The organism is Pseudomonas putida group bacterium ESBL64 (genome assembly GCF_045277175.1).
In the GTDB taxonomy this organism is placed as follows: Bacteria; Pseudomonadota; Gammaproteobacteria; order Pseudomonadales; family Pseudomonadaceae; genus Aquipseudomonas; species Aquipseudomonas alloputida.
The window spans coordinates 3,517,931-3,542,904 of record NZ_CP145799.1 but is presented as its reverse complement, the minus strand read 5'-3'; the positions used below and the strand labels follow the sequence as shown (position 1 = coordinate 3,542,904).

The 24,974-nt window shown below is 63.1% G+C and carries 18 protein-coding genes; 12 read left to right on the top strand and 6 right to left on the bottom strand.

Going from position 1 to position 24,974, the window contains the following annotated elements; genetic code table 11:
* Nucleotides 1–166: 166 nt before the first annotated feature.
* Entirely contained in the window at nucleotides 167–1,054 is an 888-nt protein-coding gene (locus V6093_RS16200) for an acyltransferase (protein WP_014589394.1), read from the bottom strand.
* A 181-nt stretch (nucleotides 1,055–1,235) separates the two neighbouring features.
* Here V6093_RS16200 and V6093_RS16195 point away from each other — a divergent pair, with 181 nt between their 5' ends.
* From V6093_RS16195 to creD, 4 genes are all read left to right on the top strand, one after another.
* Nucleotides 1,236–1,736, top strand: coding sequence for an ATP-dependent zinc protease (locus tag V6093_RS16195; protein ID WP_010951688.1), 501 nt, complete (start codon nucleotides 1,236–1,238; stop codon nucleotides 1,734–1,736).
* A gap of 147 nt (nucleotides 1,737–1,883) precedes the next feature.
* Nucleotides 1,884–2,564 (top strand): two-component system response regulator CreB, encoded by a 681-nt coding sequence (gene creB, locus V6093_RS16190; RefSeq protein ID WP_003255664.1) that lies wholly within the window; start codon nucleotides 1,884–1,886, stop codon nucleotides 2,562–2,564.
* Nucleotides 2,564–4,000, top strand: a complete 1,437-nt coding sequence (gene creC, locus V6093_RS16185) for a two-component system sensor histidine kinase CreC (protein ID WP_003255662.1) — start codon at nucleotides 2,564–2,566, stop codon at nucleotides 3,998–4,000. The genes creB and creC overlap by 1 nt, the downstream gene beginning before the upstream one ends.
* A 107-nt stretch (nucleotides 4,001–4,107) precedes the next feature.
* Nucleotides 4,108–5,436: a cell envelope integrity protein CreD gene (gene creD / locus V6093_RS16180; protein ID WP_003255657.1), complete on the top strand. Its 1,329-nt coding sequence runs from the start codon at nucleotides 4,108–4,110 to the stop codon at nucleotides 5,434–5,436.
* A gap of 165 nt (nucleotides 5,437–5,601) precedes the next feature.
* Here creD and V6093_RS16175 read toward each other — a convergent pair whose 3' ends face one another.
* From V6093_RS16175 to aceE, 5 genes are all read right to left on the bottom strand, one after another.
* Complete coding sequence (locus V6093_RS16175; protein WP_003255655.1) at nucleotides 5,602–6,225, bottom strand: glutathione S-transferase; 624 nt, start codon at nucleotides 6,223–6,225, stop codon at nucleotides 5,602–5,604.
* Between the two features lie 3 nt (nucleotides 6,226–6,228).
* Nucleotides 6,229–6,897 carry a peptide-methionine (S)-S-oxide reductase MsrA gene (gene msrA, locus V6093_RS16170; protein ID WP_003255654.1) on the bottom strand — a complete coding sequence of 223 codons (669 nt, stop codon included), beginning with the start codon at nucleotides 6,895–6,897 and terminating at the stop codon, nucleotides 6,229–6,231.
* A gap of 168 nt (nucleotides 6,898–7,065) precedes the next feature.
* Nucleotides 7,066–9,756: a bifunctional diguanylate cyclase/phosphodiesterase gene (locus tag V6093_RS16165; protein ID WP_014860927.1), complete on the bottom strand. Its 2,691-nt coding sequence runs from the start codon at nucleotides 9,754–9,756 to the stop codon at nucleotides 7,066–7,068.
* 411 nt (nucleotides 9,757–10,167) lie between these two features.
* Nucleotides 10,168–11,802 (bottom strand): dihydrolipoyllysine-residue acetyltransferase, encoded by a 1,635-nt coding sequence (aceF, locus tag V6093_RS16160; RefSeq protein ID WP_014755095.1) that lies wholly within the window; start codon nucleotides 11,800–11,802, stop codon nucleotides 10,168–10,170.
* 13 nt (nucleotides 11,803–11,815) lie between these two features.
* The gene (gene aceE, locus V6093_RS16155) at nucleotides 11,816–14,461 is read right to left on the bottom strand and encodes a pyruvate dehydrogenase (acetyl-transferring), homodimeric type (protein ID WP_003255651.1); all 2,646 of its coding nucleotides are present in this window, start codon (nucleotides 14,459–14,461) and stop codon (nucleotides 11,816–11,818) included.
* A gap of 383 nt (nucleotides 14,462–14,844) precedes the next feature.
* Between aceE and glnE the strand changes: the two genes are divergently transcribed.
* The 8 genes from glnE (at nucleotide 14,845) to V6093_RS16115 (ending at nucleotide 24,973) form a co-directional block, all read left to right on the top strand.
* Complete coding sequence (gene glnE / locus V6093_RS16150) at nucleotides 14,845–17,778, top strand: bifunctional [glutamate--ammonia ligase]-adenylyl-L-tyrosine phosphorylase/[glutamate--ammonia-ligase] adenylyltransferase (protein WP_003255650.1); 2,934 nt, start codon at nucleotides 14,845–14,847, stop codon at nucleotides 17,776–17,778.
* Between the two features lie 234 nt (nucleotides 17,779–18,012).
* Complete coding sequence (waaF, locus tag V6093_RS16145; RefSeq protein ID WP_003255649.1) at nucleotides 18,013–19,062, top strand: lipopolysaccharide heptosyltransferase II; 1,050 nt, start codon at nucleotides 18,013–18,015, stop codon at nucleotides 19,060–19,062.
* Nucleotides 19,063–20,121, top strand: coding sequence for a lipopolysaccharide heptosyltransferase I (gene waaC, locus V6093_RS16140; protein WP_003255648.1), 1,059 nt, complete (start codon nucleotides 19,063–19,065; stop codon nucleotides 20,119–20,121). It begins immediately after the preceding gene.
* Nucleotides 20,121–21,245 (top strand): glycosyltransferase family 4 protein, encoded by a 1,125-nt coding sequence (locus V6093_RS16135; protein WP_010951696.1) that lies wholly within the window; start codon nucleotides 20,121–20,123, stop codon nucleotides 21,243–21,245. The genes waaC and V6093_RS16135 overlap by 1 nt, the downstream gene beginning before the upstream one ends.
* On the top strand, nucleotides 21,242–22,048 hold the full coding sequence (rfaP, locus tag V6093_RS16130; protein ID WP_003255644.1) for a lipopolysaccharide core heptose(I) kinase RfaP: 807 nt from the start codon (nucleotides 21,242–21,244) through the stop codon (nucleotides 22,046–22,048). The genes V6093_RS16135 and rfaP overlap by 4 nt, the downstream gene beginning before the upstream one ends.
* Entirely contained in the window at nucleotides 22,048–22,782 is a 735-nt protein-coding gene (locus tag V6093_RS16125; protein WP_014755099.1) for a lipopolysaccharide kinase InaA family protein, read from the top strand. Before rfaP ends, V6093_RS16125 begins: the two co-directional genes overlap by 1 nt.
* The gene (locus V6093_RS16120) at nucleotides 22,779–23,531 is read left to right on the top strand and encodes a lipopolysaccharide kinase InaA family protein (protein ID WP_003255640.1); all 753 of its coding nucleotides are present in this window, start codon (nucleotides 22,779–22,781) and stop codon (nucleotides 23,529–23,531) included. The genes V6093_RS16125 and V6093_RS16120 overlap by 4 nt, the downstream gene beginning before the upstream one ends.
* Nucleotides 23,531–24,973, top strand: a complete 1,443-nt coding sequence (locus V6093_RS16115; RefSeq protein ID WP_047603153.1) for a lipopolysaccharide kinase InaA family protein — start codon at nucleotides 23,531–23,533, stop codon at nucleotides 24,971–24,973. Before V6093_RS16120 ends, V6093_RS16115 begins: the two co-directional genes overlap by 1 nt.
* The last annotated feature ends 1 nt before the right edge of the window (nucleotide 24,974 follow it).

Sequence of the window (24,974 nt, the reverse complement as noted above, 5' to 3'; positions counted from 1 at the left end):
TAATCCTTATGCTGATTATTAGCCTGGGTTTTGATCGGATTCTGGCTATGGCAGGTCCGGCCTCTTCGCGGGTGAACCCGCTCCTACAAGGGGCAGCGCATGCCTGAATGTAGCGGTTGTAGGAGCGGGTTCACCCGCGAAGAGGCCAGCTCAGGCGGCAGAGGTCTCAGCCCATCTCAGCCCGCAGCTGCTCGATCCGCTGGTCTTTCGCCACCCACAGCTGGTTCACCCAAGCCTGCACCGTCTGCCGAAACTCGGGATCATTCTCGTAATCCCCCGCCCACAACGCCGGGTCCAGCTCCCGCACCTGAATGTCGATAATCACCCGGCTGATGCTGCCATTGAGCAAGTCCCAGAACCCCGGCGCCTTGTTGCCGGGGTACACGATGGTCACATCCAGCAGGGCATCCAACTGCTCGCCCAATGCCGCGAGCACAAACGCCACACCACCCGCCTTGGGCTTGAGCAGATAGCGATACGGCGACTGCTGCTCCTGGCGCTTGGCTTCAGTAAACCGGGTGCCTTCCAGGTAGTTGACCACGGTCACTGGCTGGCGCTTGAACAGCTCGCAGGCCGCCTTGGTGATTTCCAGGTCCTTGCCCTTGAGCTCCGGGTGCTTTTCCAGAAACGCCTTGCTGTAGCGCTTCATGAACGGGTAATCCAGCCCCCACCAGGCCAGGCCCAGCAACGGCACCCAGATCAGCTCCTTTTTCAGAAAGAACTTGAAGAACGGTGTCCGGCGGTTGAGGCTTTCGATCAGCGCCGGGATGTCGACCCAGGTCTGGTGGTTGCTCACGGCCAGGTACGAGGTGTCCTTGCGCAGGTTTTCCACACCGCGGATGTCCCACTGGGTAGGGATGCACAGGGCGAAGATGGCTTTGTCGATTTCCGACCAGGTTTCGGCCACCCACATCACTGCCCACGACGCGTAGTCGCGGCCACGGCCTGGCAACACCAGCTTTAGCAGGGCGAAGACCAGCAGCGGGCAGATCAATACCACGGTATTGAGCAGCAGCAGGGTGGTAGTGAGAATGCCGGTCAGCAGGCGACGCATAAAGAGACTCTTGTTGTGGGAGATAAACGGTTGGCAATGATAAGCAGGGCGGTGGCCTACGCCAAATGTCCAATGCCCGACGGCGGGGACAAATGTTTCACATTATGTTGGTTAGGCTCGTGACAGCGAACCTATCTGCCCAGTGCAGTCTAAGCATTGACCCTCTCAAGGAAGCCTGCTTGTGAAATCTCTTTTAGCCATGTTGTCGCTGTTGGCGCTGCCGGTGATGGCCGCCGAACCCACTATCTACGGCCGTTACGAGAACATTGCCCTGCCTGAACTGGGCGAAACCCTGAAAGCCAAGATGGACACTGGCGCCTTCACCGCGTCGCTGTCGGCCAAGGATATCGAGCTGTTCACCCGCGATGGGGACGAGTGGGTGCGCTTCCGCCTGGCGACCAAGGAATCGGACGGCAAGGTGTACGAGCACAAGGTCTCGCGCATCAGCAAGATCAAGGGCCGTGCCGATGAAGAAGACGAAGGGGATGCGCCAGAGGTCTCCAAGCGCCCGGTGGTCGACCTGGAGTTGTGCCTGGGGGATGTGAAGCGCACCGTCGAGGTGAATCTGGTGGACCGCAGCAACTTCAACTACCCGCTGCTGGTGGGTTCCAAGGCGCTGCGCGAGTTCAAGGCGGCGGTCAACCCGGCGAAGAAGTTCACTGCTGGCAAGCCAGGCTGCTGATCTGAAGCGTGCGCCATACAATGTAGGAGCGGGCTTGCCCGCGAACACACATAATGGGGTGTCAGGCATCGGCTTCGCCGGTGTTCGCGGGCAAGCCCGCTCCTACACTGAGATGTGCCAACCTTCAAAACCGCAAGGCCGGACGCCATGCCTCATATCCTCATCGTCGAAGACGAAGCCGCCATCGCCGACACCCTGGTCTACGCCCTGCAGGCCGACGGTCACAGCACCGAGTGGGTAACCCTGGGCAGTGCCGCCCTCGACCAGCAGCGCCAGCGCCCGGCCGATCTGGTCATCCTCGACATCGGGCTGCCCGACATCAGTGGCTTCGAAACCTGTCGCCAGCTGCGTCGGTTCACCGAGGTGCCGGTGATGTTTCTCAGCGCGCGGGACGGTGAAATCGACCGCGTCGTGGGCCTGGAAATCGGTGCCGACGACTACGTGGTAAAACCATTCAGCCCTCGTGAAGTGGCAGCGCGCGTTCGGGCGATCCTCAAACGCATGGCCCCGAGGGCCGAGGTTGTCGGCGAAACCACCTTGTTCCAGCTCGACACCTTGCGCATGCAGATTACCTACCGCAGCCAGCCGCTCACGCTGACCCGGCATGAGTTCCGCTTGCTGCAATGCCTGCTCGAACAACCGCAGCGGGTGTTCAGCCGCGAACAGCTGCTCGACGCTTTGGGCGTGGCCTCCGACGTGGGCTATGAGCGCACCATCGACAGCCATATCAAGAGCCTGCGCGCCAAGCTGCGCCAGGTAGCGGGTGACGCCGAGCCGATCCAGACCCATCGCGGCCTCGGTTACAGCTATAGCCCGGAGCACGCCTGATGCGCTTGGGTATTCGCATCTTTCTGGTGTACTTCCTGTTCGTCGGTTTGGCCGGTTACTTCTTGCTCAATACCGTACGCGAACAGATTCGCCCGGTAGTGCGCCAATCCTCCGAAGAGACCTTGGTAGACACTGCCAACCTGCTGGCAGAAATCCTGCGGGATGACGTCAAGGCTGGCACCCTGAACCAGGGCCGCCTGCCTGAGGTGCTCGAGGCCTACGGCTCGCGCAGCCCGGGCGCACAGATCTGGGGGCTGGCCAAGAACCAGGTCAGCCACCGCATCTACGTCACTGACGCCAAGGGCATCGTGTTGCTGGACTCCAGTGGCGAGGCCCTGGGCAAGGATTACTCGCAGTGGAATGACGTGCTGCTGACCCTGCGTGGCCAGTATGGCGCCCGCTCCACCCGCAGCGACCCCAACGACGAAAGCACCTCGGTGATGCACGTTGGCGCGCCGATCATCGACAACGGCAAGATCATCGGCGTTGTCACCGTCGCCAAGCCCAATAGCTCATTGCAACCCTACATCGACCGCTCCGAGCGGCGCCTGCTCACCCTGGGGCTAGGGCTGATCGGCCTGGGCTTGTTGATCGGCGCGGCTCTGTCGTGGTGGCTTGCGCGCTCGCTGCGCAAGTTGGCAGGTTATGCGCAGGCGGTCAGCGAAGGGGAACGTGCGGAGCTTCCGCATTACAAGGGCGGCGAGCTGGCGAACCTGGCACAGGCAGTGGAACGCATGCGCACACAGCTGGAAGGCAAGGCCTATGTCGAGCGCTACGTGCACACCCTGACTCACGAGCTGAAAAGCCCGCTGGCGGCCATCCGTGGTGCTTCCGAGCTGTTGCAAGGCGAGGATATGCCCGCTGATCAGCGGGCACGCTTTGCCGGCAATATCGAGCGCGAGAGCGAGCGGTTGCAACAGATGATCGAGCGGCTGCTCAACCTGGCCAGGGTCGAGCAGATGCAGGCGCTGGAGGACGAGCAGCAGGTGGCGCTGGCGGCGTTGGTCGATGAGTTGCTGCTGGCCCATGCAGCGCGTATCGAAGGCGCCCGTTTGCAGGTACGTCAGCGGGTGCCTGCCACTTTGCGCTTGCTCTGCGATCCTTTTCTGATGCGCCAGGCGTTGGCCAATCTGCTCGACAACGCACTGGACTTCACTCCGGAAGGTGGCACGCTGCTGTTCGACCTGGAGCGCGATGGCGAGCGGGTGGCGTTGAGTTTGTTCAACCAGGGGCAAGCGATACCGGCCTATGCCATCGGGCGGGTCAGCGAGCGGTTCTACTCGCTGCCGCGGCCCGGGAGCGGGCGCAAGAGTACCGGGCTGGGGCTGAACTTCGTGGCCGAGGTGATGCAGCTGCATGGCGGAGCCTTGGCGGTGGACAACGTCGATGGCGGGGTGCGGGTGCGGTTGTGGCTGCCGGTGCGGCGCATCAGCTGAGACAGCCGGGGCTGCACAGCAGCCCCAAATACACGTAAATCACACACGCGCTCCACAAAGCCTCCACGCAAGGCGCAGACACTGCGCCCAATGTCACAGGAGGCCACATGAACAAGACCCTCGGTTTCAAACTCGGCATGATCGCCATGCTGATGTTGCTGCTGCTCATCCCGCTACTGCTGATCAACGGCCTGATCGACGAACGCCAGGCCATGCGCGACGGCGTGTTGCGCGATATTGCCCAGAGCACCAGCTTCGACCAGCAACTCAGCGGCCCGCTGCTGGTGGTGCCGTACCGCAAGTACCAGCGCCGCTGGATCGAAAAGGACGGTGAGCGTACCCAGGAAACCAGCACCATCGCCGGCCACCTGTACTTCCTGCCGGAAACCTTCGACGCCGACCTGGGTGTGGACACCGAACTGCGCGCCCGAGGTATCTACCAGGCGCGGTTGTTTCACACCAAAGGCCGTATCAGCGGCCGCTTCAAGCTCCCGGCGCATTGGGGCATCGACAAGGACTTTGACGACTACCGCTTCGACACGCCGTTCCTGGTGGTGGGCATCAGTGATATCCGCGGTATCGAAAGTGCTCTGGAGCTGAGCATGGACGAGCAAAAAGTGCCGTTCGAGCCCGGCACCCAGCTCGACTGGATGCGCGGCGGCGTGCACGCCAGCCTGCCGGGGCTGGACGGGCTACAGGCGCGAGCGTTCAGTTATGGCTTTGACCTGGCGCTGCAAGGTACCGGCCAGTTGCACGTGGTCCCCGTGGGCCGTACCAGCAGCGTGGACATGCGCGCCAACTGGCCGCACCCGAGCTTCGTCGGCAACTACTTGCCCAACCGCCGCGAAATCGATGCTCAAGGTTTCAGTGCCCATTGGCAAACCTCGTTCTTTGCCACCAACCTTGAGGATGCCATACGCCAGTGCGCTAACGCCGGGCAGTGTACGGATTTCAGTGAGCGTAGCTTTGGCGTGAGTTTTATAGACCCGGTGGACCAGTACCTGAAAAGCGAGCGGGCAATCAAATACGCGTTGTTGTTCATTGCCCTGACCTTTGCCGGCTTCTTCCTGTTCGAGGTAATGAAGAACCTGAGCGTGCACCCCGTGCAGTACATCCTGGTTGGCGTGGCGCTGGCGTTCTTCTATCTGCTGCTGCTGTCGTTGTCCGAGCACATTGGCTTTGGTCTGGCGTATGGGCTGTCGGCTTCAGCCTGTGTGCTGCTGATCGGCTTCTACCTGAGCCATGTGTTGCGCAGCCTGGTGCGAGGGGTGGGTTTTGCAGCGGGTTTGGCGGCGTTGTACGCGCTGCTCTTCGGGCTGCTGAGTGCCGAAGACTATGCGCTGCTGATGGGGTCGCTGTTGTGTTTCGGCTTGCTTGGGGTGTTCATGGTGCTGACCCGGCGGCTGGACTGGGCGCGTGTGGGGAGGGCGGCATGAGGGAGGATAGAGAGATCGGGCGCTGGTTGGCGCTCAGGATCGGGCTGTTGTTTCCTGTGATACCGAGGTGAGGCCTTCGCGGGCACGCCCGCTCCCACAAGCCCACCACAGATAGCGCACACTGTGGAAAACCTTGTAGGAGAGGGTTTACCCGCGAAGGGGCCCTCAGGCCACTGGCGCTGTAGCGACCATCGATGGCCGCTTGACCACCTCGGCATACCACGCCGCCAACCCAGGCTGGCGCTCACGCCAGCCAAACCCGGGCTGACGCAAATCCAGATAGCCCAGCGCACAGGCCACACCAATCGCCGCCAGGTCGAAGCCGGAGATCAGCTCCGGCAAGTGCTCCTGCTCCAGGTTGGCCAGGCTACGGCGGATCTTGTCACCCTGCGCTTGCAGCCAGCCATCCCAGCGCTTGTCTTCTGGCCGCAGGAAGCTCTCATACCGGCTCGACACCGCCGCATCCATGATCGCATCGGCCTGTGATACCAAGGTCATGCGCCGCCAGCGCGCCGAACCTTCACGCGGCAGCAGCGGCAGGCCTACGTGCTGCAGGTCGAGGTACTCGCAGATCACCCGGCTGTCGTGCAGCACGGTGCCGTCTTCCAGGCGCAGGGCCGGGATCTTGCCGATCGGGTTGTCCTGGTTGAGCTGCGGGTCGCCGCTCACCGGGCTGATGTTCACCGGCTGCAGCTGCACACGCTCAAGCTGGCCGGTCTCGTGCAACACCACCATGACCTTGCGCACGAAAGGCGACAACGGCGAGTGGAACAGGGTCATCGTGCTCATGCTTCAGTTACCTTGCAGGCTGGGTGGCAGGCACACGCCGGTGCCGCCGATGCCGCAGTAGCCGTCCGGGTTCTTGGCCAGGTACTGCTGGTGGTAGGCCTCGGCGAAATAGACGGTCGGTGCCTGGTCGATTTCGGTGGTGATTTCGCCGAAGCCGGCCTTGCTCAGCTCGGCCTGGAAGGCGTCGCGGCTGGCCTTGGCCTGTTCCAGCTGTTCCGGGCTGGTGCAGTAGATGGCCGAGCGGTACTGGGTGCCGATGTCGTTGCCCTGGCGCATGCCTTGGGTGGGGTTGTGCAGCTCCCAGAACATTGCCAGCAGTTCGCGGTAGCTGACCTTGTCCTTGTCGAACACCACCAGCACCACTTCGGTGTGGCCGGTCAGGCCCGAGCAGACTTCTTCGTAGGTAGGGTGCGGGGTGAAGCCGCCGGCGTAGCCGACCACGGTGCTGACCACACCTTCACGCTGCCAGAAGCGGCGCTCCGCGCCCCAGAAGCAACCCAGGCCGAAGATGGCGAAGTCGATTGCGCCTTCGAAGAACGGGCCGAGCAGCGGGGTGTCTTTGAAGACGTAGTGGAACTCGGGCAGGCTCATTGGCGTTTCGCGGCCAGGCAGGGCCTGTTCCGCAGTTGGCATGACGTTTTTGTTCACCAGGATTTCCGAACGCAGGACCATGGCCGTTCCTCTGTGTTTATTCAGTGGGGTAGGGGTTTGGGCCTTCGCGGGCATGCCCGCTCCCACAGGTACAGCACAGGTTTCAAAGGTTGTGGTGTTTCTGTGGGAGCGGGCGTGCCCGCGAAAGGGCCCGAATGGCTTCTATAGTGCCCGAGGATTACGCAGCTGTCAGGCCACCGGGCCACGCGGATAGCGCTTCAGCCGTTCGGCCAGCTCGCGCCCGGGAATCGGCCGGTCGAACAGGTAGCCCTGGCCCACATCGCAGCGGTGACGGCGCAGGAATGCCAGCTGCTCCGGCGTCTCGATCCCTTCGGCCACCACCTTCAGCTTCAGGTTGTGGGCCATGGCCACCACCGCCGAGGTGATTTCCATGTCGTCCTGGTTGTCGGGGATTTCGTTGATGAAGCTGCGATCGATCTTGAGGATGTCGATCGGAAACTTCTTCAGGTAGCTCAGCGACGAATAACCGGTGCCAAAGTCGTCCATGGCCAAGGTCAGGCCCAGGGCCTTCAGCTCGTCCAGCTGGCGGTGGGTGTCTTCGCTGGCTTCCAGCAGCAGGCCTTCGGTCAACTCCAGCTCCAGTAGGTGCGGGGGCAGGGCTTCTTCCTTGAGGATGGTGCTGATCGACGCCACCAGGTCCGGGTCGGAGAACTGTTTGGGCGACAGGTTGATGGCTACATGCAGGTTGCCCAGGCCGGCCTTGCGCAGTTGCTGGCTCATGCAGCACGCCTGGCGTACCACCCATTTGCCGATAGGGATGATCAGGCCGGTTTCCTCGGCCACGCTGATGAACTGGTCCGGGCGGATCATGCCGCGTTCGGGGTGGTTCCAGCGCAGCAGCGCTTCCAGGCCCAGCAGGCGACCGCTGCGCAGGCACAGCTTGGGCTGGTAGAACACGTCCAGCTCATTCTGGGTCAGGGCACGGCGCAGGTTGTTCTCGACGAACAGCTTGTAGCTGGCTTCGGCGTTGAGCACTTCGGTAAACACCTGTACCTGGTGTTTACCGTTGGCCTTGGCCTTGTGCAATGCAAGGCCGGCATTCTTCATCAGGCTGGCCGGGTCGACGCCGTGCAACGGTGCACAGGCCAGGCCTACTGAGGCGGTGACGTTGATCAGCTGGTTGTCGACGAACATCGGCTTGTCGAGGGTGCACAACAACTGTTGGGCAACGCCTTGGCCATCTTCAAGGCTGGTGTCGTCGAGCAGCACGGCGAACTCGTTACTGGCAAAGCGCGCCAGGATGCCACCGCTGTGCAGGCTGTTGCGCAAACGCCTGGCCAGGCTGATCAGCAGCTTGTCGCCGGTCTGGTGGCCAAGGCTGTCGTTGATGCGCTTGAAGTTGTCGATGTCCACCAGCAGCAGGCACATCGAGCTTTCGCCATCGCGGGCGAAGCGCTCGTCCAGGCTGCGGATGAACGCCGGGCGGTTACCCAGGTTGGTGAGGTTGTCGGTGTAAGCCAGGCGTTCGATGCGTTGCTGGGCCAGCTTGGTCTGGGTGACGTCTTCGTAGATGCCGATGTAGTGGGTCAGCTCACGGTTGTCACCGTACACCTTGGAAATCGACAACTGGCCCCAGTACGGCTCCAGGTTTTTGCGCCGGCTCTTGAACTCGCCCTGCCAACTGTTGCCCATGGCCAGGCTCGACGGCGAGTCGAACAGCAGTTCGCTGAGGTTCTCCAGTGCCGGTAGCTCACCCAGCTGGCGGCCCTGCACTTCGTCGGTACTGTACTGGGTGATGGCGGTGAAGCTGGGGTTGACGTACTCCACCCGGCCGTCGCGGTTCACCAGCAGAAAGGCGCTGGCGCTCTGCTCGACCGCGCGCTGGAACAGGTGCAGGGCGCTGGCCGCAGCCCGTCGTTTGTGGTTTGTGATCACTTGGGCGAACTGGTCGGCCAGCTCGCCGGCAAAGGCAATCTCGTCCGACTGCCAGGCCCGTGGCTGGCCGGTTTGCTCCAGGCACAGCACGCCAATCACCTGGCCATCGACACGGATGCTGGCGTCGAGCATGGCCTTGTTTTCCGGGCGCATGCTTTGCGCCAGGGCGCGGGTGCGCGGGTCGTGGCCGGCGTTGTGAGCGTCGATGGCGCGACTTGCGTGCAGTGCATCCAGGTAGTCGGGGAAGCGGCTGGCATCGATGGCTTCGGGCTGGCGGTGCTCCTGTGCGTCGCGGTACCAGGCGATGATCGGTTCCAGGCGTTGGTCTTCCAGGTGCCAGATGCTGGCGCTGTCGACCTTGTAGATTTCGCAGGCGCTTTGGGTGATCAGCTGGGCCGCTTCGAGCAGCGAGTTGCCCGCGCTGTAGCGATGGCGGGCGAGGCGCAGGATAAGGTCCTGCTGGCCGCGCACCCGCTCCAGGTGCTCCAGTTGTTCTTGCTGCGTGCGCTGGTTCAGCTGCAGGGCCAGTTGCAGGCGGTTGTTGCGTGACTCCAGGTCGCTGGCGCCGGGTTCGCCGGTCTCTTCCTGCTGGTCGTCGAGCACGCTCAGGTAGCCGCGCAACAGCTGGCGGTTGTGTTGCTTGTAGGCTTCACCCGCTTCCAGCAGGCGCAGCGAGGTGCTCGGCGTGTGCAGGGTGTAGCGCACGCGATAGTAGCCGCGCTGGGCCAGTTGCAACTGGATTTCGTCGTGCAGCCGGTAGCGTGCTTCGGGTTCCATCAGGCTGGCGTAGGGCGCGTCAATCAGGGCACACAACTCGCCGGTTTTCAGGCCGAACTGGCGCTCACAGGCTGGGTCAAGGTAGAGCATGGCCCAGGTGGCTTCGTTGAGCCTTTCGAAACGCAGCATGCCGAGCCGCGAGGGCACGGGTAACTGTGTCACGACCTCGGCCGCCACACGGCTGGCGGCATCGGGTTGGCTTTTCATCGAAGACTCGCTTGAAGAGGGAACGCTGCCTTGTGGCTGCGGCGGATTTGGCAAGGTTGCATCATGTCCCGAGGGCTGGCAAGCGGCCATGCTTGATGCTGTGGACAGGTTATCGGCTGACGTGGCCGATTCTGCAGTTTGGCTGGAGATTTTGGGGCCGCTTTGCGGCCCATCGCGACACAAGGCCGCTCCCACAGGGATCGCGCCAGCTTTTAGAAATTGAGCAAGACAGTTGCTCCCACAATGTGGACTGCGATTGCCTGTGGGAGCGGCCTTGTGTCGCGAAAGGAGGGCGAAGCCCTCCCAGCTTTTTCCAGGCAAAAAAAAGCCCCGCCAATCGACGGGGTTGAGGTACGAGCGTGGCAGCTCGAAAAGGGTACTGCCCCTCGCAAGGAGGGGCAGTGTGCTGGCTTACAGCAGCATGGTGCGGATATCGCCCAGCACGTCGCCCAGGCGCTTGGTGAAGCGCGCGGCGGCAGCGCCGTTGATCACACGGTGATCGTAGGACAGCGACAGCGGCAGCATCAGCTTTGGCTGGAAGGCCTTGCCATCCCAGACTGGCTGCATGGTCGCCTTGGAGACGCCCAGGATAGCCACTTCCGGCGCGTTGACGATCGGCGTGAAGCCGGTGCCGCCAATGTGGCCGAGGCTGGAGATGGTGAAGCAAGCGCCTTGCATCTCGTCGGCCGACAGCTTCTTGGTGCGCGCCTTCTCGGCCAGTGCAGCGGCTTCGGCAGCCAGTTGCAGCAGGCTCTTCTGGTCGACGTTCTTGATCACAGGGACCAGCAGGCCGTCCGGGGTGTCCACGGCAAAGCCGATGTGCACGTACTTCTTGCGGATGATGGCCTTGCCGCTTGGCGCCAGCGAGCTGTTGAAGTCCGGCAGTTCCTTGAGCAGGAAGGCGCAGGCCTTGAGCAGCAGAGGCAGCACGGTCAGCTTCACGCCAGCTTTCTCGGCCACGGCCTTCTGCGCAACGCGGAAGGCTTCCAGCTCGGTGATGTCGGCAGAGTCGAACTGGGTCACGTGCGGCACGTTGAGCCAGCTGCGGTGCAGGTTGGCAGCACCGACCTGCATCAGGCGGGTCAGGGCCACTTCTTCCACTTCACCGAACTTGCTGAAGTCCACGGCAGGGATTGGCGGGATGCCAGCACCACCGGTCGCACCGGCGGCTGCCGGCGCTTCCTTGGCCTTCTGCATCATGGCCTTGACGTAGACCTGCACGTCTTCTTTCAGGATGCGACCGTGCGGGCCGGTGGCAGCAACTGCACCCAGCTCGACACCGAATTCACGGGCCAGCTGACGAACAGCAGGGCCTGCGTGAACCTTGGCATTGCTGCCAGCGGCCGGTGCGGTAGCAGCCGGTGCAGGGGCAGCAGCCGGGGCGGCAGCGGCAGGTGCGGCAGCCGGAGCAGCCTCAGCCTTGGCTGGTGCAGGAGCAGCAGCCGGTGCCGGCGCGGCAGCCGGGGCGGCACCCGCCACTTTCAGCTTGAAGATCAGGTCGCCAGTGCCGACTTCGTCTTCCAGCTTGCACAGCACTTCTTCGACCACGCCGGCGGCCGGCGACGGGATTTCCATGGAAGCCTTGTCGGACTCCAGGGTAATCAGCGACTGGTCGGCTTCGACGGTGTCGCCGACTTTGACCAGCACTTCGATGATCTTGGCCTTGCCCGACGAACCGATGTCCGGCACGTGGATGTCCTGCACGCTGGCAGCAGCCGGGGCTGCGGCTGGAGCAGCAGGAGCGGCTTCAGCGGCTGGCGCTGGCGCCGCAGCCGGAGCAGCGGCCGGTGCCTCAGGGGCCGCAGCAGCGGCGCCCTCGGCTTCCAGGACCAGCAGCTCGTCGCCTTCTTTCAGGCGGTCGCCCAGCTTGACCTTCAGTTCCTTGATGACGCCGGCCTTGGGCGCCGGAATTTCCATGGAGGCCTTGTCGGACTCCAGGGTCAGCAGGCTCTGGTCAGCCTCGATACGATCACCGACCTTGACGAACAGCTCGATGATTTCACCTTCACCGCTGCCGATGTCAGGTACGCGAATGAGTTCGCTCACTTAAAAATACTCCTCAGCAGTCCAGTGGGTTGCGCTTGTCCGGGTCGATACCGAACTTGACGATAGCGTCTGCAACAACCTTGGGTTCGATCTCGCCACGGTCAGCCAGGGCTTCCAGGGCAGCCAGCACCACGAAGTGGCGGTCGACTTCGAAGAAGTGACGCAGCTTCTTGCGGCTGTCGCTGCGACCGTAACCGTCGGTACCCAGGACTTTGAACTCTTTGCTCGGTACCCACTGGCGAATCTGCTCGGCGAACAGCTTCATGTAGTCGGTAGAGGCGATAACCGGGCCTTTGCGACCGTTCAGGCACTGCTCGACGTAGGTCTGCTGTGGCTTCTGGCCAGGCTTCAGGCGGTTGGCGCGTTCCACGGCCAGGCCGTCACGGCGCAGTTCGTTGAAGCTGGTGACGCTCCACACGTCGGCACCGACGTTGAACTCTTCACGCAGGATCTTCGCGGCTTCGCGGACTTCGCGCAGGATGGTGCCGGAGCCCATCAGCTGTACGTGGTGTGCGGCTTCGCGGGTGTCCTCTTCCAGCAGGTACATGCCCTTGATGATGCCTTCCTCGACACCGGCCGGCATGGCTGGCTGCTGGTAGGATTCGTTCATCACGGTGATGTAGTAGAAGATGTCCTGTTGCTCTTCGGTCATCTTCTTCATGCCGTCCTGGATGATCACCGCCAGCTCGTAGCCGTAGGTCGGATCGTAGGTGCGGCAGTTCGGGATGGTGCCCGCCATCATGTGGCTGTGACCGTCTTCGTGCTGCAGGCCTTCACCGTTGAGGGTGGTACGGCCGGCGGTACCGCCGATCAGGAAACCACGGGTGCGGCTGTCGCCAGCGGCCCAGGCCAGGTCGCCAATACGCTGGAAACCGAACATCGAGTAGAAGATGTAGAACGGCAGCATCGGCTGGTTATGGCAGCTGTACGAGGTACCGGCAGCGATGAACGACGACATGGCGCCGGCTTCGTTGATGCCTTCCTCGAGGATCTGGCCCTTCTTGTCTTCGCGGTAGAACATCACCTGGTCTTTATCGACTGGCTCGTAGAGCTGGCCGACCGACGAGTAGATGCCCAACTGGCGGAACATGCCTTCCATACCGAAGGTACGGGCTTCGTCCGGGATGATCGGGACGATGCGCTGGCCGATGTCCTTGTCCTTGACCAGCTGCGCCAGAATACGCACGAAGGCCATGGTGGTGGAGATTTCGCGGTCGCCCGAGCCGTCCAGGATCGCTTTCAGCGTTTCCAGTGGCGGGGTCGGCACGCTGAAGCTCTTGGCACGGCGCTGCGGTACGAAGCCACCCAGGGCTGCGCGGCGCTCGGCCAGGTACTTGGCTTCGGCAGAACCTTCTTCCGGCTTGAAGAACGGCAGGTTCTCCAGGTCGGCATCCTTGACCGGGATGTCGAAGCGGTCACGGAAGTGACGCAGGCTGTCGACGTCGACCTTCTTGGTGTTGTGCGCGGTGTTCTTGGCTTCGCCAGCACCGGTGCCGTAACCCTTGATGGTCTTGGCCAGGATGACGGTCGGCTGCTCTTTGTGGTTCACAGCCTGGTGATACGCCGCGTAGACCTTGTACGGGTCGTGACCGCCACGGTTGAGCTTCCAGATCTCTTCGTCGGACAGGTCTTCGACCATGGCCTTGAGTTCCGGGGTGTTGAAGAAGTGCTCGCGAACGTACGCGCCGTCTTTGGCTTTGTAGTTCTGGTATTCGCCGTCGATGACTTCGTCCATGCGGCGCTGCAGGGCACCGTTGGTGTCCTTGGCCAGCAGTGGGTCCCAGAAACGGCCCCAGACGACTTTGTTGACGTTCCAGCCACCGCCACGGAACACGCCTTCGAGTTCCTGGATGATCTTGCCGTTGCCGCGAACCGGGCCGTCGAGGCGCTGCAGGTTGCAGTTGATGACGAAGATCAGGTTGTCCAGCTTCTCGCGGCCGGCCAGGGCGATTGCACCCAGGGATTCCGGCTCGTCGCACTCACCGTCGCCCATGAAGCACCAGACCTTCTGCTTGCCGGCCGGGATGAAGCCACGGGCTTCCAGGTACTTCATGAAGCGTGCCTGGTAGATCGCCTGGATTGGGCCCAGACCCATCGAAACGGTCGGGAACTGCCAGAAGTCAGGCATCAACCATGGGTGCGGGTACGAAGACAGGCCGTTGCCGTCCACTTCCTGACGGAAGTTGTTCATCTGGTCTTCGCTGATACGGCCTTCCATGAAGGCACGGGCGTAGACGCCAGGCGAAGCGTGGCCCTGGAAGAAGACCAGGTCGCCGCCGTGTTCTTCGGTAGGGGCCTGGAAGAAGTAGTTGAAGCCGATGTCGTACAGGGTGGCACTGGAGGCGAAGCTAGAGATGTGTCCGCCCAGGTCCGAGTCTTTCAGGTTGGTACGCATGACCATGGCCAGCGCGTTCCAACGCACCATCGAGCGAATGCGGCGTTCCATGAACAGGTCGCCAGGCATGCGTGCTTCGTGGGTGACAGGGATGGTGTTGCGGTATGGCGTGGTGATCGCATACGGCAGCTGGGAGCCACTACGGGTGGCCAGCTCGCCCATACGGGTCATCAGGTAATGAGCGCGGTCTTCGCCTTCTTTGTCGAGGACCGACTCCAGGGCATCCAGCCATTCCTGGGTTTCGATTGGATCGAGGTCTTGCATGGCTTGCTCCAGGGCGGAAAGGCAACCAGAATCGATTGCCTGAGATTGCGACTGGCCTTATGGGCAGACGTCGTGAATTCTTGGATTACCGGGGTGTCTTCCGGCGCGTTGTAGTTTTACTACATTTGCTTTCGCATTTCATGCTTTTACACGACACGAGTAGTAGTAAAACTACATTTGTGCGACGTTTGGTCGCACCTTGGCTTGTGAGGAAAAACGTTCATGTTGGTTGGCATTGTGTCGCGAACGGGTGGTTCTTGATGTTTGTTGCCAAGTTTTCGTTTTTTTCAGCTATTTCCAACTTTTGTACGACAGTCCAACCGTGGTCCGGCTTCCCCTTGGCCGCTTTTTCCCCTCTATTTCACGCCGATCAAGGATAGACCATGCGCCTACCTTTGCCCTCCGATCTGCCTGCCACCTTGCAGCCGCTGGTCACTCGCAACCAGCAGTTCATCAGCGATGCCGTGGCCGGCCACCCCGAACTCGACCTGCAGGCCTGGAGCCCGCTGCACCGGCAGCAGTTCGACCAGGTGGCTGCTGCCAGTGAATTCGTGCTCAGTTTGGCCCAGCGCGAGCCCGCCATGCTGTTCGCCCTGCTGGCCAGTGGCGAGCTGGAGCGGCGATACGCCCCGGGCGAGCTGCGCGGGCAAATCGCCGCAACAGCCCAGGCGGCACAGAGCGAGGACGAGCTGGCGCGCAATCTGCGCCGCGCGCGCAACCGCCAGCAGTTGCGCATTATCTGGCGCGACATTACCCGTCAGGCGGAACTTGGCGAAACCTGCCGCGACCTGTCGGACCTTGCCGATGCGGCCATCGACGAAGCCTACCAATGGCTGTACCCGCGCCATTGCCAGCAATTCGGGACGCCCATCGGCAACCGCAGCGGCCAGCCGCAGCACATGGTGGTGCTGGGCATGGGCAAGCTGGGAGCGGTAGAGCTTAACCTGTCGTCGGACATCGACCTGATCTTCGGTTTCCCCGAGGGCGGTGAAACCGAAGGGGTGAAGCGCTCGCTGGATAACCAGGAGTTCTTCACGCGCCTGGGCCAAAGGCTGATCAAGGCGCTGGACCCGGTTACCGTCGACGGCTTTGTATTCCGCGTTGACATGCGCCTGCGTCCCTATGGTTCGGCGGGTGCCCTGGTGCTCAGCTTCAATGCACTGGAGCAGTACTACCAGGACCAGGGCCGTGACTGGGAACGTTACGCGATGATCAAGGCGCGGGTGGTGGCCGGCGACCAGGCGGCCGGCGCGCAGCTGCAGGAGATGCTGCGCCCGTTCGTGTACCGCCGCTACCTGGACTTTTCCGCAATCGAAGCGCTGCGCACCATGAAGCAGCTGATCCAGCAGGAAGTGCGGCGCAAGGGCATGGCCGAGAACATCAAGCTGGGTGCCGGTGGTATTCGCGAAGTGGAGTTCATTGCCCAGGCTTTCCAGCTGATCCACGGCGGGCGTGACCTCAGCCTGCAGCAGCGGCCGTTGCTCAAGGTGCTGGCCACCCTGGAAGGCCAAGGCTACCTGCCGCCAGCAGTGGTGGCCGAGTTGCGCGAGGGCTATGAGTTCCTGCGCTACACCGAGCACGCCATCCAGGCCATTGCCGACCGCCAGACGCAAATGTTGCCGGAAGGTGAGACCGATCAGGCACGCGTGGCCTATGTGCTCGGTTTTGCCGATTGGCAGAGCTTCCACGACCAGCTGATGTACTGGCGAGGCCGTATCGACTGGCATTTCCGCCAGGTCATTGCCGACCCGGATGATGAAGACGGCGAAGGCGAACTGGTGGTGGGTGGTGAGTGGTCGCCGTTGTGGGAGCAGGCGCAGGATGAAGAAGCCGCTGGCCGGCAATTGCAAGAGGCTGGCTTCAAGCAACCCGCCGAAGCCTTGAGGCGCCTGGCCGGGCTGCGTTCCAGCCCGCAGTTGCGCTCGATGCAGCGCATCGGCCGTGAGCGACTTGACGCATTCATCCCACGGCTGCTTGCCCAGGCGGTGGAGCATGACAACCCCGACCTGGTGCTTGAGCGGGTGTTGCCATTGGTCGAGGCTGTGGCAAGGCGTTCTGCCTACCTGGTACTGCTGACCGAAAACCCCGGTGCCTTGCGCCGTTTGCTGACGCTGTGCGCCGCCAGCCCGTGGATTGCCGAGCAGATTGCCCTTTACCCGCTGCTGCTCGACGAACTGCTCAATGAGGGCCGCTTGTTCAGCCCGCCCTTGGCGCCAGAACTGGCCAGCGAGCTGCGCGAGCGCCTGACGCGCATCCCCGAGGACGACCTGGAGCAGCAGATGGAGGCGCTGCGCCATTTCAAGCTGGCCCACAGCCTGCGCGTGGCCGCCTCGGAAATCAGCGGCAACCTGCCGTTGATGAAAGTCAGCGACTACCTGACCTGGCTGGCGGAAGCCATCCTCGACCAGGTGCTGGCCTTGGCCTGGCGCCAGACCGTGGCCCGCCACGGCCAACCCAAGCGCAGCGACGGCAGCCTGTGCGACCCGGGTTTCATCATCATCGGTTACGGCAAGATGGGCGGCCTGGAGCTCGGCCACGGTTCGGACCTGGACCTGGTCTTCATCCATGATGGCGATCCGCAGGCGGAAACCGACGGTGCGAAGCCTATCGACAGCGCGCAGTTCTTCACGCGTCTGGGGCAGCGCATCATCCACTTGCTGACCACCCAGACCAACTCGGGCCAACTGTACGACGTGGATATGCGCCTGCGCCCGTCCGGCGCCTCGGGCCTGCTGGTCAGCTCGCTGGGCGCCTTCGAGCGCTACCAGCAGAACGAAGCCTGGACCTGGGAGCACCAGGCGCTGGTGCGGGCCCGCGTGCTGGTGGGTTGCAAGCAGGTGGGTGCGGCGTTCGAAGGTGTGCGCGCCAAGGTACTGGGCCAGGCCCGCGACCTGGAAAAGCTGCGCGGTGAGGTGAGTGAAATGCGCGCCAAGATGCGTGACAACCTCGGTACCAAGGCTACGGCTGCCGGTACTGCGGCGAACGCCTTCGACGCCGGTGTACCCTTCGATATCAAGCAGGATGCCGGCGGTATCGTCGATATCGAATTTATGGTGCAATACGCCGCTTTGGCCTGGTCCCATGACCATCCGGCCATACTTCGATGGACCGATAACATCCGCATTCTGGAAGAGCTGGAGCAGGCGAACCTGATGCCGGCCAGTGACGCGGTGCTGTTGCGTGAAGTGTACAAGGCGTTCCGCTCGGCCTCCCACCGCCAGGCCCTGCAGAAGCAGGCCGGGGTGATCGATGCGGCACAGTTTGCCGATGAACGCCGTGAAGTGCGGCGGATCTGGGGTGAACTGGGGCTGACTTGAGATTGTTGGGGCCGCTGTGCGGCCCTTTCGCGACACAAGGCCGCTCCCACCATTGGCCGGCGTATGCAGTACCTTTTGTGGGAGCGGCCTTGTGTCGCGATGGGCTGCAAAGCAGCCCCAAAGGCTCATGCCTCACCACCGGTGTTACACTGTCGGCCACATAGCCTGAATATAAAGAGGGGAGGCCAGGCTGTACCGCAGTCTGTAGCCTCCCCGAGCGTTTCTGGACTAAGCATGAGAATACTGATCATTGGCCCCAGCTGGGTCGGCGACATGGTGATGGCGCAGACCCTGTTCCAGTGCCTGAAACAGCAGCACCCCGACTGCGTGATCGACGTGCTGGCCCCTGAATGGAGCCGGCCGATCCTCGAACGCATGCCTGAAGTGCGTCAGGCCTTGAGCTTCCCGCTCGGTCACGGCGCGCTGGAGCTGGCCACACGTCGGCGCATCGGCAAGTCCCTGGCCGGCCAGTACGACCAGGCTATCCTGCTGCCCAACTCGCTCAAGTCGGCGCTGGTGCCCTTTTTTGCCGGCATTCCCAAACGCACCGGCTGGCGCGGTGAAATGCGCTTCGGCCTGCTGAACGATGTGCGCAAGCTGGACAAGGCCCGCTATCCGCTGATGATCGAGCGCTTCATGGCCCTGGCTTACGCACCCGGCGCCGAGCTGCCGCAGCCATACCCGCGCCCCAACCTGCAGATCGAAGCGCAAAGCCGTGACGCCGCCCTGGCCAAGTTCGGCCTGGAACTGGACCGTCCGGTACTGGCGCTGTGCCCTGGCGCCGAGTTTGGCGAAGCCAAGCGCTGGCCGGCAGAGCACTATGCCGCTGTGGCCGATGCGATGATTCGCCAAGGCTGGCAAGTGTGGCTGTTCGGCTCGAAGAACGATCACCCGGTCGGTGAGCAGATCCGCGACCGGCTGATTCCGGGGTTCCGTGAAGAGTCGTCCAACCTGGCCGGTGAGACCTCGCTGGCCGAGGCCATCGACCTGATGTCCTGCGCCCATGCCGTGGTGTCCAACGATTCCGGCCTGATGCACGTGGCCGCTGCGCTGAACCGTCCGTTGGTGGCGGTGTACGGCTCGACTTCACCCGGCTTCACCCCACCGCTGGCCGAACAGGTGGAAGTGGTGCGCACCGGTATCGAGTGCAGCCCGTGCTTTGACCGCACCTGTCGCTTCGGCCATTACAATTGCCTGCGTCTGCTGGAACCGGGCAAAGTGATTGCCGCCCTGCACAGCCTCAGCGGACCGGACCTGATCGATACCGTGGCCGAGGTCGACTAAGTGCGGGTACTGATCATCAAGACCTCGTCGCTGGGGGATGTCATCCACACCCTGCCGGCGCTTACCGATGCCGCCCATGCCATTCCCGGCATCCGTTTCGATTGGGTGGTGGAAGAAGGCTTCGCCGAAATCCCCAGTTGGCACCCCGCTGTCGACCAGGTCATCCCGGTGGCGATCCGTCGCTGGCGCAAGAACCTTTGGCAAACCATCAAGAGTGGCGAGTGGAAGGCGTTCAAGCAGCGCGTGCGCGAGCGCAAGTACGACCTTGTGATCGACGCCCAGGGCCTGGTCAAGTCGGCCTGGTTGACCCGTTACGTGAAGGCACCCGTAGCCGGCCTGGACCGCTACTCGGCGCGCGAAGGCTGGGCCAGCCGCTTCTACGACCGGCCTCTGTCGGTCGCTACCGGCCAGCACGCGGTGGAGCGGGTACGCCAACTGTTTGCCATGGCCCTGGCCTATGACCTGCCAGAAGGCATCGGCAACTACGGCCTGGACCTCGACCGCCTGCAACTGCCCCCGGCTGCGCCCTATGTGGTGTTCCTGCATGGCACCACCTGGGCGACCAAGCATTGGCCCGAAGCCTACTGGCGCGAACTGGCCGAGCGCATGGGCCGGCGCAAGCTGGAAGTGCGCCTGCCTTGGGGTAATCCGGCTGAGAAGGCGCGGGCCGAGCGAATTGCCCAAGGCTTGAACAACTGCCAGGTGCTCCCCAAATTGAACCTTGCCGGCGTCGCTCGTGTTCTGGCGGCGGCAAAGGCCTGCGTGGCGGTCGATACCGGCCTTGGCCACCTGGCGGCGGCACTCGATGTGCCCACCCTTTCGCTGTTTGGCCCAACCAACCCGGGCCTGACTGGCGCCTACGGACGGACCCAGATTCACCAGGCCAGTGACTGGCCTTGCGCTCCCTGCCTGCAGAAGAAGTGCACCTACAAACCGAGCGCCGATGACCTGGCCCGGTTCGATCTGAAACGCGAGTGGCCACTGTGCTTCACTCGCCTGAATCCCGAGCATGTGGCGAGCCGCTTGAGCGCGTTGCTGCTGGCTGAGGATGTCCGTTGATGCAACTGGCTTTCGTGCTTTACAAATATTTCCCCTTCGGCGGGCTGCAGCGCGATTTCATGCGCATTGCCCTGGAATGCCAGAAGCGGGGCCACCAGATCCGTGTGTATACGCTGATCTGGGAGGGTGACATTCCGCCGGGCTTCGAAGTGCTGGTGGCGCCGGTGAAGGCGATCTTCAACCACCGCCGCAACGAGAAGCTCAGCGCCTGGATGGCCGCCGACCTGGCCAAGCGCCCGGTCGACCGCTTGATCGGCTTCAACAAGATGCCGGGGCTGGACGTGTACTACGCCGCCGACGGCTGCTTCGAGGACAAGGCACAGACCCTGCGCGGTGGCCTGTACCGCCGCTGGGGCCGCTACCGGCACTTTGCCGAGTACGAGCGTGCGGTGTTTGCCAAGGACGCCCATACCGAAGTGCTGATGATTTCCGAAGTGCAGCAGCCGCTGTTCATCAAGCATTACGGCACCCCAGTAGAACGCTTCCACCTGCTGCCGCCAGGCATTTCCCAGGATCGCCGTGCGCCGGCCAATGCCGCCGAGATCCGCGCTGAGTTCCGCAAGGAATTCAACCTGGGGGATGACGACCTGCTGCTGGTGCAGATTGGCTCAGGCTTCAAGACCAAAGGCGTGGACCGCAGCCTCAAGGCACTGGCCGCGCTGCCGTCAGCCCTGCGCAAACGCACCAGGCTGATGGTGATCGGCCAGGACGACCCCAAGGTATTCCAGCTGCAAAGCGCTACCCTGGGTCTGGGCGACCAGGTGCAGTTCCTCAAGGGCCGTAGCGACATCCCGCGCTTCCTGCTGGGCGCCGACCTGCTGATTCACCCGGCGTACAACGAGAATACCGGTACGGTGCTGCTCGAAGCGTTGGTCGCCGGCTTGCCGGTGCTGGTGTCCAAGGTGTGCGGCTATGCCCACTACATTGCCGAGGCCGACAGCGGCCTGGTGCTGGACGAGCCGTTCGAACAAGAGCAGCTCAACGGCTATCTGCAGCGCATGCTCGAAGACCCGCAGGCGCGTGCCAGCTGGTCGCGCAATGGCTTGGCATTTGCCGATAGCGCCGATCTGTACAGCATGCCGCAGCATGCTGCCGACGTGATCCTGGGGCAAAAAACCGCATGAAGCTGATATTGGCCGAACCCTTCAAACGCCTGTGGGCCGGGCGTGATGCCTTCGACGCCGTGGAGGCGCTGCAAGGCGAGGTCTATCGCGAGCTGGAAGGGCGCCGCACGCTGCGCACCGAAGTGGCTGGCGAGGGCTTTTTCGTCAAGATCCACCGTGGCATCGGCTGGGGCGAGATTTTCAAGAACCTGTTCACCGCCAAGCTGCCGGTGCTCGGTGCCGGCCAGGAGTGGAAGGCCATCCAGCGCCTGCACGAGGTGGGTGTGCCTACCATGACCGCAGTCGCCTATGGCGAGCGTGGCAGCAACCCGGCCGCGCAGCACTCGTTCATCATCACTGAAGAGCTGGCGCCGACCATCAGCCTGGAAGACTTCAGCATCGACTGGGTCAAACAGCCGCCTGAGCCGCGCCTGAAGCGTGCACTGATCGCCGAGGTGGCGAAGATGACTGGCGGGATGCACCGCGCCGGGGTCAACCACCGCGATTGCTACATCTGCCATTTCCTGCTGCACACCGACCGACCGGTGACGGCGGATGACTTCAAACTGTCGGTGATCGACCTGCACCGCGCGCAAACCCGTGCCAGAATCAGCCGCCGCTGGCGCGACAAGGACCTGGCTGCGCTGTACTTTTCGGCCCTGGACATTGGCCTGACCCAACGCGACAAGCTGCGCTTCCTGCGCGGTTACTTCCAGCGTCCGCTGCGGCAGGTGCTGAAGGACGAAGCCGCGCTGCTCGCCTGGTTGGAGCGCAAGGCCCAGAAACTCTACGATCGCAAGCAACGCTATGGGGACGCACTCTGATGGCGAGTTGGACACTGGCGCCGGGGTACGAACACCTGGCGGCGGACTTCGGCAGCCTCGACGCGGTGTTCGCCCTCCAGGGCGAACGGCTGACCCGCGACCCGCTCAGTGAGGTGGTACGCATCGAGCGTGACGGGATCAACTACTACGTCAAGCGCTACACCGGGGCCGGCAAGCACATGCGCCGGTACCTGGGGCGGCCACGCATCAAGGCCGAATGGCAAAACCTCAAGCAGTTCGCCAAATGGGGTATCCCCACTGCCGAAGTCGTGGCTTGGGGCCTGGAGCGCAACGGCCTGGCCTTTGGCCGTGGTGCTATGATCACCCGTGAACTGCCGCACACCGAAGACCTGTCGGCCCTGGCCGAACACAACGATGCGCGCTTGGCCGACCGCGCCTGGGTCGACCATGTCAGCCGTCAACTGGCGCGCCATACCCGGGTCATGCACCAACACCGCTTTGCCCATAACGACCTGAAGTGGCGCAACCTGCTGGTCGATGACCAAGGCACGCTATTCTTCATCGACTGCCCTACCGGCGACTTCTGGCGCGGTTTCATGTGGCGCCACCGGATGATCAAGGACCTGGCATGCCTGGACAAAGTGGCCAAATACCACCTGTCAGCTACCCAGCGCCTGCGCTTCTACCTGCAATACCGTGGCCGCGACCGGCTGAATGTGCGTGACAAAAAGCGCATTCATCGGGTACTGGGCTTTTTCGAGGGAAGGGAATGACCGATTACCTGGCCAGCGCGGACCTCGCGCTGCTCAAGCGCCATGGCCTGGACAACTTCGAGGCGCTGTGGGCGCTGCAACTTGATGCTGTGGACGAACCCAACACCGGCCGTGGTGGCTGGAGCAGCGTCTTCCGTCTGGAACTCGAAGGCAAGGGCTACTACCTCAAGCGCCAGAGCGACTACTTGACCCGTACCTTGCACCGGCCGTTCGGCGAGCCCACCTTCGCCCGCGAATTCCGCAACATCAGTCGCTACCAGAAGCTGCGCATTCCGGCATTGCAGGCGGTGTTCTACGGCGAGCGCAAGCAGGGCGGCAAGCACCGGGCTATCCTGATGACCCGCGCTCTGGACGAATGGGCCGACCTCGACAGCCTGCTGGCGCAGTGGCCGCGGTTGGGTGAAGCCGAGCGCACTGGCATCCTGCAGGCCTGCGGTCAGCTGGCGCGCACCCTGCACAGCGCCGGCCAGGTGCATGGTTGCTTCTACCCCAAGCACATTTTCCTGCGTCAACGCCGCGAGGGTTGGGACGCGCAATTGATCGACCTGGAAAAGACCCGGCCGCTGCTGTTCGGCATGCGTGACCGCCTCAAGGACCTGGAGCCGCTGCTGCGCCGCGCGCAGGCCTGGCGCGTGCAGGATGTACGTACTTTGCTGGCGACCTACCTGGGTCAGCCGGCGGACGGCGCGCTGGTCGACACCTGGCTGCAACGGCTGACGCAACGCCGTCGTGAAAAAGAGGCTCGCTGATGCGTTTGTCTGAACTGAAGGATGCCGGGCGCAGCCCGACGCTGCCCCTGAGTATCACGTTGGTTGATGCCGCCGGCAGTGCCGACTTGCAACTGCTCACCCTGCTGCGTGTGCTGCCGGGCCAGCGTTATGTGGGCGCTGGTGTCTGGCGTGGCACACCGGTGCTGGCGAAGCTGCTGGTCGGTGGTAACGCCGCGCGGCATTTCCAGCGCGAACTGCAGGGTGTGAAGTTGCTGGCCGAACAAGGCCTGACCACACCGACGCTACTGGCCGACGGCCTCAAGGAAGGCGAGGGCGGCTGGCTGCTGTTCGAGTTCCTTGACGGTGCCCAAAGCCTGTCCGATGCCTGGGCCGCAGTGGAAAACCTGCCAGTGCTGGCGGACGAGCAGCACCTGGTACTGGGCGAAGCGCTCACGGCTGTGGCGCACATGCACGCCCAAGGCCTTTGGCAGGAAGACCTGCACCTGGACAACCTGCTGCGCCATGCCGGCAAGCTGTACCTGATCGACGGTGCGGGCATCAGGGCGGAAACACCCGGTCAGCAGTTGTCGCGTCCACGCGTGCTGGAAAACCTCGGGGTGTTCTTCGCCCAGTTGCCCAAGCGCCTGGAGCCGTTCATCGAAGAGCTGCTGGTGCATTACCTGCTGGCCAATGCCGAGCATGCGTTGCCGCTGGAAGCCCTGCAAAAACAGGTGGACAAGGTGCGCACCTGGCGCCAGAAGGACTATCTGGACAAGGCTGGCCGCGAGTGCAGCCTGTTCAGCGTCCAGCGCACCCTCTCGGGCTTGCAGGCGATCCGCCGCAGTGAGGTCGAGGCCATGCAGCCTGTACTGGAGCAGGCCGATGCGCTGATCGACAAGGGCCATTTGTACAAGACCGGTGGCGCTGCCAGCGTGGCGCGCATCGAGGTCAATGGTCGCCCGTTGGTGATCAAGCGCTACAACATCAAGAACACCGCACATTGGTTCAAGCGCTTCTGGCGCCCGAGCCGGGCCTGGCATTCCTGGATTGAAGGCCACCGCCTGGAATTCCTCGACATCGCCACGCCACGCCCCCTCGCGGTGCTGGAGCAGCGGGTGCTGGGCCTGCGCAGCCGTGCTTACCTGGTCACCGAGTATGTCGACGGCCCGGACCTGACGGCATGCTTCGCGCCCTACGTCGAAAGCGGCGATGCGCCCGAGGAGCAGGTAGATGCCTTGGTGCACGTGATGCAGCAGCTGATTCGCGAGCGCATCAGCCACGGCGACTTCAAAGGCCATAACCTGTTCTGGCACAACGGCCAGTGGTCGCTGATCGACCTCGATGCCATGTGCCAGCACGCCACCCAGCTCAGCTTCGCCCCGGCCTATGCCCGTGACCGGGCGCGGCTGCTGCGCAACTGGCCCAATGGCAGTGCCTTGCATCAGCGGCTGGACCGGCTGTTGCCAAAACTGGTCGACTGAG

Bases quoted from the DNA above. Each gene is read 5' to 3' on its own strand.
- V6093_RS16200 (WP_014589394.1), bottom strand. From the start codon at position 1,054: ATGCGTCGCCTGCTGACCGGCATTCTCACTACCACCCTGCTGCTGCTC.
- creB (WP_003255664.1), top strand. From the start codon at position 1,884: ATGCCTCATATCCTCATCGTCGAAGACGAAGCCGCCATCGCCGACACC.
- creC (WP_003255662.1), top strand. From the start codon at position 2,564: ATGCGCTTGGGTATTCGCATCTTTCTGGTGTACTTCCTGTTCGTCGGT.
- creD (WP_003255657.1), top strand. From the start codon at position 4,108: ATGAACAAGACCCTCGGTTTCAAACTCGGCATGATCGCCATGCTGATG.
- V6093_RS16175 (WP_003255655.1), bottom strand. From the start codon at position 6,225: ATGAGCACGATGACCCTGTTCCACTCGCCGTTGTCGCCTTTCGTGCGC.
- msrA (WP_003255654.1), bottom strand. From the start codon at position 6,897: ATGGTCCTGCGTTCGGAAATCCTGGTGAACAAAAACGTCATGCCAACT.
- V6093_RS16165 (WP_014860927.1), bottom strand. From the start codon at position 9,756: ATGAAAAGCCAACCCGATGCCGCCAGCCGTGTGGCGGCCGAGGTCGTG.
- aceE (WP_003255651.1), bottom strand. From the start codon at position 14,461: ATGCAAGACCTCGATCCAATCGAAACCCAGGAATGGCTGGATGCCCTG.
- glnE (WP_003255650.1), top strand. From the start codon at position 14,845: ATGCGCCTACCTTTGCCCTCCGATCTGCCTGCCACCTTGCAGCCGCTG.
- waaF (WP_003255649.1), top strand. From the start codon at position 18,013: ATGAGAATACTGATCATTGGCCCCAGCTGGGTCGGCGACATGGTGATG.
- V6093_RS16135 (WP_010951696.1), top strand. From the start codon at position 20,121: ATGCAACTGGCTTTCGTGCTTTACAAATATTTCCCCTTCGGCGGGCTG.
- rfaP (WP_003255644.1), top strand. From the start codon at position 21,242: ATGAAGCTGATATTGGCCGAACCCTTCAAACGCCTGTGGGCCGGGCGT.
- V6093_RS16125 (WP_014755099.1), top strand. From the start codon at position 22,048: ATGGCGAGTTGGACACTGGCGCCGGGGTACGAACACCTGGCGGCGGAC.
- V6093_RS16120 (WP_003255640.1), top strand. From the start codon at position 22,779: ATGACCGATTACCTGGCCAGCGCGGACCTCGCGCTGCTCAAGCGCCAT.
- V6093_RS16115 (WP_047603153.1), top strand. From the start codon at position 23,531: ATGCGTTTGTCTGAACTGAAGGATGCCGGGCGCAGCCCGACGCTGCCC.